Annotated in this window: 12 protein-coding genes; 4 read left to right on the top strand and 8 right to left on the bottom strand. The window is 68.4% G+C overall.

Going from position 1 to position 13,475, the window contains the following annotated elements; translation table 11 throughout:
- Positions 1 to 11 precede the first annotated feature (11 nt).
- The 7 genes from cpaB to GFK26_RS19975 all read right to left on the bottom strand — a co-directional run bounded on the left by cpaB (position 12) and on the right by GFK26_RS19975 (position 6,373).
- Positions 12 to 854 (bottom strand): Flp pilus assembly protein CpaB, encoded by an 843-nt coding sequence (gene cpaB / locus GFK26_RS20000; RefSeq protein WP_153283509.1) that lies wholly within the window; start codon positions 852 to 854, stop codon positions 12 to 14.
- A gap of 33 nt (positions 855 to 887) precedes the next feature.
- Positions 888 to 1,472, bottom strand: a complete 585-nt coding sequence (locus tag GFK26_RS19995) for an A24 family peptidase (protein ID WP_153283508.1) — start codon at positions 1,470 to 1,472, stop codon at positions 888 to 890.
- A gap of 16 nt (positions 1,473 to 1,488) precedes the next feature.
- Entirely contained in the window at positions 1,489 to 1,635 is a 147-nt protein-coding gene (locus GFK26_RS34040; RefSeq protein ID WP_194273913.1) for a hypothetical protein, read from the bottom strand.
- A 222-nt stretch (positions 1,636 to 1,857) separates the two neighbouring features.
- On the bottom strand, positions 1,858 to 3,075 hold the full coding sequence (locus tag GFK26_RS19990) for a CaiB/BaiF CoA transferase family protein (protein WP_153283507.1): 1,218 nt from the start codon (positions 3,073 to 3,075) through the stop codon (positions 1,858 to 1,860).
- Positions 3,075 to 4,043, bottom strand: a complete 969-nt coding sequence (locus GFK26_RS19985; RefSeq protein ID WP_153283506.1) for a Bug family tripartite tricarboxylate transporter substrate binding protein — start codon at positions 4,041 to 4,043, stop codon at positions 3,075 to 3,077. The genes GFK26_RS19990 and GFK26_RS19985 overlap by 1 nt, the downstream gene beginning before the upstream one ends.
- Positions 4,044 to 4,079: 36 nt before the next feature.
- Positions 4,080 to 5,219 (bottom strand): acyl-CoA dehydrogenase family protein, encoded by a 1,140-nt coding sequence (locus tag GFK26_RS19980; protein WP_153283505.1) that lies wholly within the window; start codon positions 5,217 to 5,219, stop codon positions 4,080 to 4,082.
- A complete protein-coding gene (locus GFK26_RS19975) occupies positions 5,216 to 6,373 on the bottom strand; it encodes an acyl-CoA dehydrogenase family protein (RefSeq protein WP_153283504.1) in 1,158 nt (385 codons plus the stop codon). Before GFK26_RS19975 ends, GFK26_RS19980 begins: the two co-directional genes overlap by 4 nt.
- 109 nt (positions 6,374 to 6,482) lie before the next feature.
- Between GFK26_RS19975 and GFK26_RS19970 the strand changes: the two genes are divergently transcribed.
- The 4 genes from GFK26_RS19970 (at position 6,483) to GFK26_RS19955 (ending at position 11,524) form a co-directional block, all read left to right on the top strand.
- Positions 6,483 to 7,280: an IclR family transcriptional regulator gene (locus GFK26_RS19970; protein ID WP_228121712.1), complete on the top strand. Its 798-nt coding sequence runs from the start codon at positions 6,483 to 6,485 to the stop codon at positions 7,278 to 7,280.
- A gap of 144 nt (positions 7,281 to 7,424) precedes the next feature.
- Positions 7,425 to 7,925, top strand: coding sequence for a sigma-70 family RNA polymerase sigma factor (locus GFK26_RS19965; protein ID WP_153283502.1), 501 nt, complete (start codon positions 7,425 to 7,427; stop codon positions 7,923 to 7,925).
- Positions 7,922 to 8,905 (top strand): FecR domain-containing protein, encoded by a 984-nt coding sequence (locus GFK26_RS19960; protein ID WP_153283501.1) that lies wholly within the window; start codon positions 7,922 to 7,924, stop codon positions 8,903 to 8,905. The genes GFK26_RS19965 and GFK26_RS19960 overlap by 4 nt, the downstream gene beginning before the upstream one ends.
- Before the next feature lie 99 nt (positions 8,906 to 9,004).
- Positions 9,005 to 11,524, top strand: coding sequence for a TonB-dependent siderophore receptor (locus GFK26_RS19955; RefSeq protein ID WP_228121711.1), 2,520 nt, complete (start codon positions 9,005 to 9,007; stop codon positions 11,522 to 11,524).
- Between the two features lie 48 nt (positions 11,525 to 11,572).
- Here the strand turns inward: GFK26_RS19955 and GFK26_RS19950 are convergent, their stop codons facing one another.
- Complete coding sequence (locus GFK26_RS19950; protein ID WP_153283500.1) at positions 11,573 to 13,444, bottom strand: hybrid sensor histidine kinase/response regulator; 1,872 nt, start codon at positions 13,442 to 13,444, stop codon at positions 11,573 to 11,575.
- Between the last annotated feature and the right edge of the window lie 31 nt (positions 13,445 to 13,475).

Below are 13,475 nucleotides of genomic sequence, written 5' to 3'. Positions count from 1 at the left end.
CTGGCGATCGATCAGAAACAGGTGAGCGAGCGACTGGCGTGCTGGATCACTTCCACGCACTCGGAGGCTCGCGGCGTGGCGGGGCCTGCCTGCCGTGCACGCGGACGGGCCGGTGCAGCTGCGGTAGCGACGACCGGCACCAGGTCCTTCTTCTCGCCGAACAGTTGCCCCTTGGTGATGCCCAGGGTGGCGACGGTGGTCTTGTCCATCTGGTTGCGCAGCACCAGCGACAGGGTGCCCACGCTGCGTGCCAGGTCGAGCTTCTCGGAGTCTTCGAGCGAGAGCTCCAGCGTCACCGCGCTCACGACCTTCGGCTTGGTGTCGTCGCGGTTGGCCTCCTGGGCCACCGCCAGCACCAGCACCTTCTCGAGCACGGTCTTGCTGATCTGCAGCGCGTCTTCGCCGCGCCCCTTGTCCTGCTGGGCGTTGACCATCACGTCGACATAGTTGCCCGGCAGCGCGAAGCCGGCCACGCCGACGACGTCGTTGACGCGCACCGTCATGGCCCGTTTGCCGCTGGCGATCACCGCCGACAGCCCGCCCTGCGTGCCCACCGGCGCCAGCTTGCCCTCCATGAGCGCTTCGCCGCGCAACACGCCGACCTTCACCACGCGGTCGTTCAGCGCCTTGATGTCGCTGAAAGCGCCGTTCGGTATCGAGCCGCTGGGCCAATCGACCGTGGACAGCATCTGCGCGTTGACGCGGCTGCCCAGGTCGATGTCGACCGCGGCCACCACGACCTTGTTGGACGCGATGCCGCTTTGCCGCGAGACCCAGCCGGTCGCGTAGACCGCGGCCGCCAGCCCGAACAGCAGGGCCAGAAAGATCAGCCCGATCGCCTTGATGTTCTTCATACGAACCTCCGCCAAAGGTGAAACATGTAGAAGCTAGACAAAGCCCAGCTGGTGCGCCAGCACTTGGACCACCGTGCCCGCCGCAATGCACAGGCCGTAGGGCAACTTGCCCACGGACTGGCCCGCCTGCAGGCGCCCGTCGGGCCGCACGCCCACGATGCTGGAAATGAACATGCCCTGTGCCGCGGCCTTGACGTTGCCGAGCATGTGGACCAGGCGGCGGCGATGGATCGCGAAGGCCAGCGCCGCAACGCCGCCCGCAATGAAGGTGAAGAGCAACGCCGTCAGCGTCTGCTGGGGCCCGAGGAAAGCCCCGGTCATCGCCATCAGCTTGACGTCGCCCGCGCCCATGATTCCGAGCGCATAGAAGGGCAGCATCGCGGCGAAGCCGACAGCCAGGCCACCGAACGCACTCAGTGCGCCCGACGACGGCGTGCGTGCCGCCATGGTTCCGTAGACGATCGCGAAGAACGCGCCGCCGAAGGTCAGCCAGTTGGGAATGCGATAGAAGCGCCAGTCGTTGAAGGCGGCCGTGGCGAGCAGCGCGAGAAGCACGAGCATGCGCACGTCGGTCGCCAGCATCGCGAGCAGTTCCAGGAGAGCGTTGAATTCCTGCATGGCGGGCTCCCCGTGTTCAGGCGCTGCGCCGCAAGGCGAGCACCAGCAAAAGGGCCACGACCATCACCAGCGCACCGATCAGCGCGAACTCCATGAACGACATGCCGGCGTCTTCGCGCAGCAGGCTCAGGGCGGTTCTCGGCAGAACTTCGAGCGGTTCCATGCGACTTCCCCGGTGGTGGTGACCGGCCGAAACCGCTGGCCTTCCCGGCGTGGGAAGAAGCGTTCGGCATGGGGATGACTGTAGGAACCGGGCCGCGTCCGCACATGAGCGGAGCGCCCTTTTCTGGGGGAGTCAGGCGCCCCGCGACGGCGCGGGGGCGGGCATGACAAAACGCCTACCTGCCAGGGCAGGCGACAGGCAAGGCGACAGCGCAGGCGCGCTTCAGATCACCTGGGCGTCACGCAGCGCCGCGAGCTGCGCCTCGCCCAGGCCCAGTTCGCCATACACCTGGGCGTTGTGCTGCCCGGTGCGCGGCCCCGTGCCGGCCGGCCGAACGCCTTCGCGTCCCACGAAGCGCGGCACCGCCGCCGGTGCCGGCACCGTGCCGAACTGTTCGTCGGGCACGTCGATGAAGGCGCCGCGTGCCTGCATGTGCGGGTCGGCCTGCAGGTCGGCGATCGAATACACCTTGCTGTAGGGCACGTCTTCGCGGTCCAGCCGCACGACCAGCTCCGCGAACGGGAGGCTGGCGCACCAGTCGGCAATGATGCGGTCGAGCGCCTCGAGGTGGCGGATGCGCGCGGCGTTGTCGGCAAAGCGGACGTCGCTGAGCAGGTCGTCGCGACCGATGGCGCGGCAGATGCGCGCAAAGATCGGCCCGCCCGTGCCCACCAGCGTGAACCACACGCCGTCGAGCGCGCGGAACACGTTGGACGGCGCGGTGTAGGTGGCGCGCGAGCCGGTGCGCTCGCGCACCACGCCGCCGATGCGGTGCTCCGCCGCCAGCGGATCGAGCAGGCGCGACATCGCCTCCGTGGCCGACAGGTCGATCTCGGCGCCCCGCTGCTGTTCGCGCGGCAACGCGTTGCGCTCGGCCAGTGCGGTGCTGATGGCAAAGGCACCGAAGAGGCCCGCCACCACGTCGCCCAGTGGGTAGTTCATGTGCTGCGGCGGGCCGCCGGGTTCACCGGTCAGGTGCGTGAAGCCGCTCATCGCTTCGAAGATGCGCGCAAAGCCCGGACGTCGCGCATACGGCCCGGTCTGGCCGAAGCCCGTGAGGCGCAGCACGATGAGGCGCGGGTTGGCCGCGTGCAACGTGGCGATGTCCAGGCCCCACGCATCGAGCGTGCCGGTGCGGAAGTTCTCCACCAGCACGTCGAAGCCGGCGATGAGCTGCAAAAACAGCGCCCGGCCTTCGGGCTTGCGCACGTCCAGCGAGATGCCCTTCTTGCCGCGGTTCGCGGTCTTCCAGAACAGCGGATGGCCTTCGTGCACCGGCGTGAGCCCGCGCAGCGGATCACCGCCGCCCGGCAACTCGAGCTTGACGACGTCGGCGCCCATGTCGCCGCACAGCGTGGCCGAGAACGGCGCCGCGAGCACGGTTGCCATGTCGAGAATGCGCACCCCGTGCAAGGGGGCGTGGTCAGCGTGCAAGTTCATCAGTTGCCCTTCAGGTCCACGCGCTTGAGGACGGGGTCCCACAGCTTGCGGTCGGCGGCGATGCGTTGGCCGTAGGCGGGCAGCGAGGGATCGAGCGTGGCCGCACCCAGCTTGGCCAGCTTGTCCTTCACCGCAGGCAAGGCCTTGGCCAGTGCCGCGCGCAGCGGACGCATTGCTGCATCGGGCGTGCCCTTTGGCGCGACGATGCCCACCCACAGGCCGCTGTCGAAGCCCTGCAGGCCCAGCTCGGCGAAGGTGGGCACGTCGGGCGCCGAGGGCGAGCGCGTGCGGCCGGTCTGCGCCAGGATGCGGATCTGCCCGCTGCTCATGTAGGGCAGCGTGCCGCCGAGGTTGTTGCACATCACCGGGATGTGGCCGGCGATCAGGTCGTTCACCGCCGGGGCGTTCCCCTTGTAGGGCACGTGCTGCATCTTGATGCCGGCCTGGTGGTTGATCATTTCGCACACCAGGTGCGACGGCGTGCTCGGGCCCGCGGAGCCGAAGGCGAGTTGGCCCGGCTTGGCCTTGTCGGCGGCAATGAGCTCGGACAGCTTCTGGTACGGCGTCTTCGCGTTGACCGCGATGACGTTCGGCAGGTCGGCCACCAGGCCCACGGGCACGAAGTCGTCCACCGGGTTCCAGTTGAGCCCCTTGTGCACGTAGGGCAGGAAGATGTTGGTCAGCCCCGCCATGAGCAGCGTGTGGCCGTCGGGCGTGGACTTGGCCACGAGCTCGGAGCCGATGAGGCTGCCGGCGCCGGGCTTGTTCTCCACGATGACCGGCTGGCCGAGGGCTTGGCCCAGTTCCAGCGCGACCTCGCGCGCCACCAGGTCGGTGCTGCCGCCGGCGGGGAATGGCACCACCAGCTTCACGGGGCGGTCGGGGAAGGCAGCCACGGCCAGCGAGCCGGCCAGGCCGAGCGCAAGGGCTGCGGCCACGTGTGAAAGTTTCTTGGTCAAGGGCGTCATCGTCAGTCTCCGGTTTCTGTGTGTGTGTTCAGCGCGTCAGTGCGCGAGGAAGCGGCGGCCGAGCGTGGCGCGGTGCAGCTCGGAGGCGCCGTCGTAGATGCGGAACGGCCGCAGCTCGCGCACGATGAGGGCGACGGGCGCGTCTTCCGACATGCCCAGCGCACCGCACATCTGCGCCGCGCGGTCGGCCACGCGGTTCAGGGCTTCGGACACGAACACCTTCGTCATCGCCGACTCGGTCTTCACCGACACGCCCTCGTCCATGCGGCGCGCGCAATCCAGGCTCATGAGGCGGCTGGCATGCAGGTCGATGTGGCAGTCGGCCACCATCGCCTGGATCTGCTGCAGGTCGGCCAGCCGATCGCCGAACGAGGTGCGCTCGCACACGTAGGCCTGAGCAATGTCGAGCGCGCGCCGCGCGCGGCCCATGAGCCGCAGGCAGTGCGACAGGCGCGCAGGCTCCAGCCGCTGCTGCGCCTCCACGAAGCCCGAGCCCACCTCGCCGAGCACCGCGTCGCCGCTCACGCGACAGGCGGTGAAGCGCAACTCGCCGTGGCCGCCGACGGCGAACGGATCGATGGCCTTGATGGCGCGCACCAGCGAAAGTCCCGGGTTGTCCATGTCCACGATGAACTGCGTGGGCCCTTCGTCCGTCTGCGCCAGCACGATGCAGAAGGCCGCGCCCACCGCGCCGGTGATGAACCACTTGTGGCCGTCGATGACCCACCCATCGCCCTCCCGCCGCGCGGTGGTGCGCAGCATCGATGGGTCGGAGCCCGCGCCGGGCGCCGGCTCGGTCATCGCAAAGCACGAGCGGATGCGGCCCTCGGCCAAGGGCCGCAGGTAGCGCTGCTGCTGCGCGGGCGTGCCCCGGCGCAGCAGGCTGATCATGTTGGGCTGGTCGGGCGCCGCGCAGTTGAGCGCGGCCGGGCCGAGGTAGCTGCGTCCGGCCTCTTCAAACACCGCGGCGCGCTCGACCCACGACAGGCCCAGGCCGCCCTGCTCTGCCGGCATCTGCGGCAGGTACAGGCCCAGCTCGCGCGCGACCGGGCGCAGCTGCGACAGCGCGGCATCCAGCGCCAGCGGGTCGTGCACATGGGCGTTCGATTCGAGCGGAATGCAATGCCGCTCGACGAAGTCGCGCACCCGTGCCGGGAGGTCGGCGCGCAGGTTCATCGCGTGCCCGCTTCGCGCAATGCCAGCTTGGCGATGTTGAGCTGATGGATCTGGCTCGTGCCCTCGTACAGGCGAAACAGGCGCACGTCGCGGTAGTAGCGCTCGATGGGGCTGAAGTCGGCGACGTAGCCGGAGCCGCCGAACATCTGCACCGCGCGGTCGGCCACGCGACCGCACATCTCCGACGCGAAGTACTTGCACATCGACGCCGACATCGCCACGTCTTCGCCGCGATCGCGTGCACGCGCGGCCTCGAGGATCATCGAGCGCGCCGCGTAGATGTCGGTGCGGCTGTCGGCGATCATGGCCTGCACCAGCTGGAAGTCGGCCACCGCCTGGCCGAACTGGTTGCGGCTGCTGGTGTGCGCCATGGCCAGGTCCAGCATGCGGATCGCCGGGCCCGTGCACAGCGCCGCCAGGTGCAGGCGCTGCTTGTTGAGCACCTTCATCACCGTCTGGAAGCCCGCGCCCTCGCGCCCGCCGATGAGCTGGTCGGCATGCACGCGGCACTCGTTGAAATGCACGTCCGACACGAACGAACCGGCCTGGCCCATCATGCGGTAAGGCTCGCCCGTCGTGAGGCCGGGGCCGCGCTCGACCAGGAATGCCGACACGCCCTTGCTGCCCTTCGAGCCCTCTTCGGTACGGGCGATGACGGTGAACACATCGGCCACCGGCGCGTTGGTGATGAAGCGCTTGCTGCCGTTGAGCACGTAGTGGTCGCCCTCGCGGCGCGCGGTGGTCTGCACGTTGCTGGCCTCCGAGCCCGCCTCGGGCTCCGTCAGCGCCAGGCAGCCCGTGAGTTCGCCGGTCGCCATGCGCGGCAGCCAGCGCTGCTTCTGCGCCTCGGTGCCGTCGGCCACCAGCGCCTCGGAGCCGATGCCCGTGTTGGTGCCCACGCGGGCACGCAGCGCCACCGACGACTGCGACAGCTCCATCGCGCACAGCACCAGCTCTTCGGTCGTGAGGCCCAGGCCACCGTAGGCCTCGGGAATGCTCCAGCCGAAGTAGCCCTTGCGCCGCAGCTCGTCGACCACATCGGGCGGGATGTCGTTCTCGCGGCTGACCTGTTCTTCCAGCGGATGCCAGCGTTCGCGAACGAAGGCGCGGATGTCGGCCCGCAGGGCCTCGAAGTGAGTGGTGTCTCGGATCATGGTGAGCGCGACTGTAGGAAGCAGGTCCACAATCACCGGCACTGAATTTCAATTATTGAAACTGCGATTCACACCCATGCCCCGCCCTGTCCAGAATCGCCGCCACCCCATGAAGGACTCCGACGACCTGCGCCGGGTACGGGACGAAGACCCGTACTTTGCCGGCACCCTGGCCAAAGGCCTGCTCATCCTGCAGACCTTTGTCAGCGATCCGCGCGCGCACGCCAACAGCGAGTTCGCCACCAAGCTGGGCCTGCCGCGCCCGACCGTCTCGCGCCTGTGCCGCACCCTGCTGGCCATGGGTTTCCTGGACCACGACGAACGGCTCGACCGCTACTTCATCGGCCCCGCCGCGGTGGCGTTGTGCTACCCCTACGTCATCAACACGCCCCTGCTGGCCATGCTGCGCCCGGCCATGCAGCAGCTGGCCGACCGCATCGAGGGCGCGGTCTCGGTCGGTGTGACCAACGACCTCGACGTGGTCTACCTGGAAACGTGCGCCCACGAAGGCGGCACCCTCAAGCGCCCCGGCGTGGGCGCCGTGCGTGGCATCGTCGAAACCGCCATGGGCCGGGCGTGGCTGGCGCAAGTGCCCGCCGGTGAGCGCCAGGAGTTCCTTGCCCGCGTGAAGCGCGAGCGGCCCGAAGAGCACGCGCGTTGCCTCGAGGGCGTGCGCGAGAGCGTGGCGAACTACGGCAAGCGCGGCTTCGCGATCAATCTGGGCGATTCAGGGTTCGGCGTGCTTGCCGCGGGCGCGGCGGCGCGCGTTCGCTACGGGCCCCGGCGGTTGCTGTTCAACTGCGCGGTGCCGGGGTTTCACTGGAAGAAATCGCAGTTGCTGGACACGATCGGGCCGGGGCTGGTGCAGCTGGTGGGGGCGGCGGATCGGCAGTCGGGGTTGCGGTGAGGTCAGGCGGATTGCGGAGGTCGCGATCAGCCCTTTGGAAGACACCCCGCTGCGTTGCGCAGCCTGCCGAACCCTCGCGCAGCACGCCACGCCGCGATGCTCTTAAAATGCGAGTAATTCTCAATTGCATCGCTTCCCCTCTTCATGCCTTCCGCCGACACCCGCACCGTGCAGGCGCTCTACACGGAGCACCACGGCTGGCTCAGCACGTGGCTGCGTCGGCGCCTGGGCTGTGCGCACAGCGCCGCCGACCTGGCGCAGGACACCTTCGTTCGCGTGCTGCTTCGCCCGCAGGTGCTGCCCACGTTGCGCGAACCACGCGCCTACCTGACAACGCTGGCCAAGGGCGTGGTCAGCGAACACTGGCGCCGGCAGGCCTTGGAGCGTGCGTACATCGAAGCGCTTGCGCTGGCGCCCGAGGCGCTGGCGCTGTCGCCTGAAGAGCGCCTGCAATTGCTGCAGACGCTGGACGCCATCGACGCGATGCTGGACGGCCTGCCGCACAAGGCGCGCGAAGCCTTCGTGCTGTCGCAGCTCGAAGGCCTGACCTACGCACAGATCGCCCAGCGCCTGGCGATCAGCGAACGCACCGTCAAGCGCCACATGGCCCTGGGCTTCGAGCATTGCCTGGCGCTGGTGGAATGAGCGCACGGCCACCCGCCCCCACACCCGACACCGCCGTGCTGCGCGAAGCCGCGCAATGGCTGGTGCGGCTGCACTCCGGCCGCGCAGGCGACGCGGACCGCGCGGCCTGCGAAGCCTGGCGACATGCAGACCCGGCGCACGAACGCGCGTGGCAACGCGCCGAACGCCTGTCGCAGAAGTTCGGCGCCGTGCCGGCGAGCGTCGGCGTGCCGGTGCTGGCCCGGCAGGCGCGCGGCAACCGGCGGGCCGCGTTGCGCACGCTGGCCGTACTGGCGACGGCCGCACCGGCCGCCTGGCTCGGCTGGCGCCTGGCGCCGTGGGACAGCTGGGCTTCCGACCACGCCACCGCCACCGGCGAACGGCGCGACGTGCAGCTGGCCGACGGCAGCCGCGTGCTGCTCGACACCGGCAGCGCGATCGATGTGCGCATCGACGGCACGCAACGCACGGTGCGGCTGCGCGCGGGCGCCATCCGGGTCACGACCGCCGCCGATGCGCGGCCTTTCATCGTGGAGACGGTGCAGGGCCGGCTGCGCGCGCTCGGCACGCGCTTCACCGTGCGGCAGGACCACGACGCGCACGAGACCGCATCGCCGCCCGATGTGCGTTTGGCCGTGACCGAGGGCGCGGTCGAGATCACCTTGCGCGGCGCGTCGTCGCCCGCGGGGATCGTGCCCGCCGGCCAGCAGACCGTGTTGAGCGCCCAGGGTGCCTCGACGCTGGCCGCCGTCTCGCCTGAGAGCCAGGCATGGACACAGGGCGTGCTCTACGCAGAGAACATGCGCCTGGCCGACTTCTGCGCCGAGCTGTCGCGCTACCGACCCGGCCTGCTGCATTGCAGTTCGGAGGTGGCGAACCTGCGCATCTCCGGTGCGTTCCAGTTGCGCGACACCGACTACGTGCTGTCGATGGTGGCCACCACGCTGCCCGTGCAGGTGCTCACGCGCACGCGGTGGTGGGTGACGGTGGTGCCGGCCTGACGCAGAAATTTTTTCGCTGATTCCTGTCCCTTTTTGAAGCTTCGTCGGGCAAGCCATGGAGCCGTGCTGTGAGTACGGCAAGAACAGGACCACCGAACCATGGCATTGCCCTCCTCCCGCACCGCGCGCCTGCGCCCACTTTCCACTTGCATGCTCCCGCGCCCGAGCGCCGTGAGCCAAGGCGTGCGCTCCCTCTGCCTGGCTTTCGCCCTCGCCGCTTCGGGCGCCGCGACCGCACAGGCGAACCCGCCGGCAGCCACCACCGCGGCCTATGACATCCCCGCCGGCGCACTGGGCCCCGCGCTGTCGCGCTTCGCCGCACAGGCCGGCGTCACGCTGTCCTTCGAGCCCTCGCTGACCGAAGGCCGCCGCACCGGCGGATTGCGCGGCACGCACGCGGTCGGCGACGGCTTCTCGCGGCTGCTCGCAGGCACGGGCCTCGAAGCGGTCGCACGCGCGGGCGGCGGCTACACGCTGCGCCAGCCGGCGCCCAACGCGGCCACCTCTGCCGCACCCGCAGACGCGCAGAGCAACCTGCTCAGCGAAGTGCGCGTCACGGCGCAGGCCGAGCGCAGCGCGATCACGGAGGGCTCGAGGTCGTATGCGAGCCGCATCGTCACCGTCGGCAAAGGCGAGCAGACGCTCAAGGAGATTCCCCAGTCGGTCACGGTGGTCACGCGCCAGAAGATGGACGACCAGAACCTCTACACGATCGACGACGTGCTGGCCCAGACCACCGGCATCACGATGTACGACAGCCCGATGGGCGGGCGCTATGTGTACTCCCGCGGCTTTCGCGTCGACACCTACCAGTTCGACGGCGTGAACCGCGCCTTCTACTACCCCCAGGCCAACAGCTTCACGAGCAATGCCGCCACGCTGGACCGCGTGGAGGTGGTGCGCGGCGCCACGGGCCTGCTGCAAGGGGCGGGTTCGCCCAGCGCCACCATCAACATGGTGCGCAAGCGCCCGACGGCCGACAGGCAATTGCAGGTGTCGGCGAGCGCGGGTTCATGGAACAACTACCGCACCGAGATCGACGCCAGCGGACCGCTCAACGAAGCCGGCACGCTGCGCGGCCGCGTCGTCGCCAGCGGCAACGACCGCGACTATTTCTACGACACCGCGAAGAGCCGCACCGGCGTGCTGTACGGCGTGCTCGCCGCCGACCTCGGGCCGCAGACCGTGCTCACCATCGGGGCGAGCCACGAAACGCTGCGCGCCACGCCGTTCTTCCAGGGCTTGCCGAGCTACAGCAACGGCGCCGACCTGCACCTGCGCCGGTCGACCTACCTGGCAGCCGACTGGAACCGCTGGAAGAGCGCGCAGACCTCCGCGTTTGCCGAACTGGCGCACCGCTTCGACGCCGACTGGTCGCTCAAGGTCACGGCGGGTTATGTGCGCGAGGCGCAGGACATCAAGTACGCCTTCCCGCTCGGGGCCGTAAACCCCGTGACCGGGGCCGGCAACGTCATGTACGGCGGCCTGTTCGACTTCAAGACCGACAACAAGACCCTCGACCTCGCCGTCGACGGCAAGTTCGACGCCTTCGGCAGAAGGCACGCGGTGAGCTTCGGCGCCAACACCGGGCGCATGTTCAACCACAGCGACTTCTCGCTGATGCAGCTGCCGGGCGTGGCCAACAACGTCTTCCATCCGGTCTCGGCGATCCCCGAACCGAGCGATGCGACCTTCGTCGCCAGGCGCTATCGCGGCGGCGACACCGAGACACGCATCACCCAATCGGGCGCCTACGGCGTTGCACGCCTGAGCCTCACCGACCCGCTGACGCTGGTCGCCGGCGCACGTGTCACGCGCTACAGGGCCAACGACCGCGACCGCATCACCGGCGAGCCGGCCACCGAGCCGTACCGCGAGAACGGTGTGCTGACGCCTTACGGCGGACTGATCTACGCGCTCAACCCGCAATGGTCGGCGTACGTGAGCTATGCCGACATCTTCCAGCCGCAGAACGCGATGACCGCCGCCGGCGACATGCTGCCGCCCGTCAAGGGCCGCAACTTCGAAGCGGGCCTGAAGGGCGAGCTGCTCGACGGCAAGGTCAACGCCTCGGTCGCGCTGTTCCGCCTCGACCAGAACAACCGGGCGCAGGAAGACCTGGTCAACGTCTGCACGCGAAGCACCTACTGCTACATGTCCACCGGCAAGGTGCGCAGCGAAGGACTCGACGCAGAGATCAGCGGCGAAGTGGCGCGCGGCTGGCAGGTGTTCGCGGGCTACACGCTCAACCACTTCAAGTACATGAACGACACGGCCAATGCCGGCATCGACTTCGCCAGCACGTATTCGCCCAAGCACATGCTGCGCGTGTGGACCGAGTACCGCCTGCCCGGCGAACTGAACGCCTGGACACTGGGCGGCGGCGTGAACTTCCAGACTGCGAGCTCGCGCACCACGGGCGCGATCAAGCTGGAACAGGCTTCGTATGCGGTCTGGAGCGCACGTGTCTCCTACCAGGTCAACCGCAACTGGTCGGCCGCGCTGAACGTGAACAACCTGTTCGACAAGACCTACTACCAGACCGTCGGCGCGCCGGCCTGGGGCAATGTCTACGGCGAACCGCGCAGCGCCATGGTGACCTTGCGCGGCACCTTCTAGACCGGATGGTGGCAACGGCAACGGCAATGGCAATGGCTCGGCAGGCAATCAGGGAACCGGCGATGGCTCTCTGAAGTACCGGGTCGCCGGAGAAAAAATCCGCGTCTGACCTGTGACGGATGTCAGTTCCGCCATCGCCTGCAAAAGCGCGGCGGCGCTCACCGGCTTGAACAGCATCGGCACCCCCGACGACTGCGCACGCCGCAGTTGTTGCGGGGCCGTCTCGCCCGTGATCAGGAGCAGGGGAATGTCGAGCTGAAAGCGTTCGAGCAGGCGCAGGCCGACCTCGAGTCCATCTCGCCCGTCGGCCAGCCGGTAGTCGCACAGGAGCATCGAGAAAGGACTGCTTTTCGCATTCGGGTGCGTCAGGGCTTCGACCGCATGCGATTCGTCGGTCACCGCCACGACATCGACGGCGTGTGCACGCAGCAGTGCCGCCATGGCCAGGCGAATCTCCGCTTCGTCATCGATCAGCAGCACGGGCCCGTGCAGGTTCGGCGCGGCAAGGCTGCGATGCGTGGGAATCTCCAGTTCATCGAGCAACAGTTCGGCCGGCGGCGCCAGCGCTGCATCGGCTTGCGGCAGGACCACGCGGAAATGCGTGCCGCGTCCCGGTCGCGAGTGCACCTCGATCGGGTGGGACATCAGGTGCGACAGGCGCTTGACGATCGACAGCCCGATCCCGAGTCCGCGCGCCCGGTCGCGGCCCGGATTGTCGATCTGATAGAACTCTTCGAAGATGCGGCTCAGCTGTTCCGGCGCAATGCCGACGCCGGTGTCGCGAACCTCCAGCCACACCTTGTCTCCCCGCCGCCGCGCGACCACGCTCACACCGCCCTCATGGGTGTACTTCAAGGCGTTATCGACCAGATTGGAAAGCAGGCGAAACAGCAGCTGGATGTCGCTGCGCACCCACATGCCACTGGCACGGACGCGCAATTGCAGACCCTTCTGTTCAGCGTAAGGGGTGAAGGTCTGGTTGAGGACAAGAAGCAGCGCATCGAGTTCCAGTGCCTGCGGCTCGGACACGACAACGCCCGCGTCCAGATGCGACACGTCGAGCATCGTGTCCAGCGACGCGCCGAGCGCATCGACGGCGCGCATCAGGCGTTTGGCATTCGTTCTTTCAGGATGGTCGTGCAGTGCGGTTTCCATGGCCGCGCCGAACAGTGCAATGGCATGCATGGGCTGGCGCAGGTCGTGGCTGGCCGCGGCAAGAAAGCGGGTCTTTTCTGCGCTGGCTCGCTCCACGGCGGCGATGCGTTCGCGCAACTGTGCAGCCAGCATCTCGTTCTCGAACTGCAGCATCAAGGAGGCTGTCAGCCGCCTGTTCTGCTTCACCCCTTCGTGCAGAGTCAGGACCAGATTGGCAAAACTGAAAAGCGCCAAAAACCAGTGCAGCGTGCCGCCGTGCCAGATCAAGGCAAGGATCAGCCCGCCCATCACGGGGATGCCGCAGCCGAACATGGCTCCCTTGATCGGCCAACGCGCCTGAATGGCCCGGGTCCAGCTGACCATGATCACGACGATCACCACGGTCGTCATCGCCGGACTCTGGATGAGCACGAGGAACAAGGCACAGGGCAGCGCCGTGGTCACGCTGACCAGCGTGACGATCCACGTGTACCGGCGCGCCCAATCGCGGCTTTCGGACAAGGGGACTTCCGGCGTCCACCGCGGCGCGAGCAAGGCATACAGGTTCATCGACACGACGGCGGCGACCATGCCGATCACCAGCAGGTGGTGGGTCGGATCGATGTTGAAGTAGCCGAAGATGCCGATCGCAATGGCGCAGCCGATGTGCGCACAGGTGGCCGTCGTGTGTGCGGCATACACCGAGGCCACGTGTTCGCGGAGCACCCGAAGGTCCAGATCGGCGGCCGCCGTGGCCTGATGCACCGATCGCGCAGCGTCATTCATGAGTTGGGCCCCTTCCTTCGTTTTGCGTCGG

The sequence above is a fragment of the Variovorax paradoxus genome, from assembly GCF_009498455.1.
Lineage (GTDB): Bacteria > Pseudomonadota > Gammaproteobacteria > Burkholderiales > Burkholderiaceae_C > Variovorax > Variovorax paradoxus_H.
This window is presented reverse-complemented; position numbering and strand designations above follow the sequence as displayed.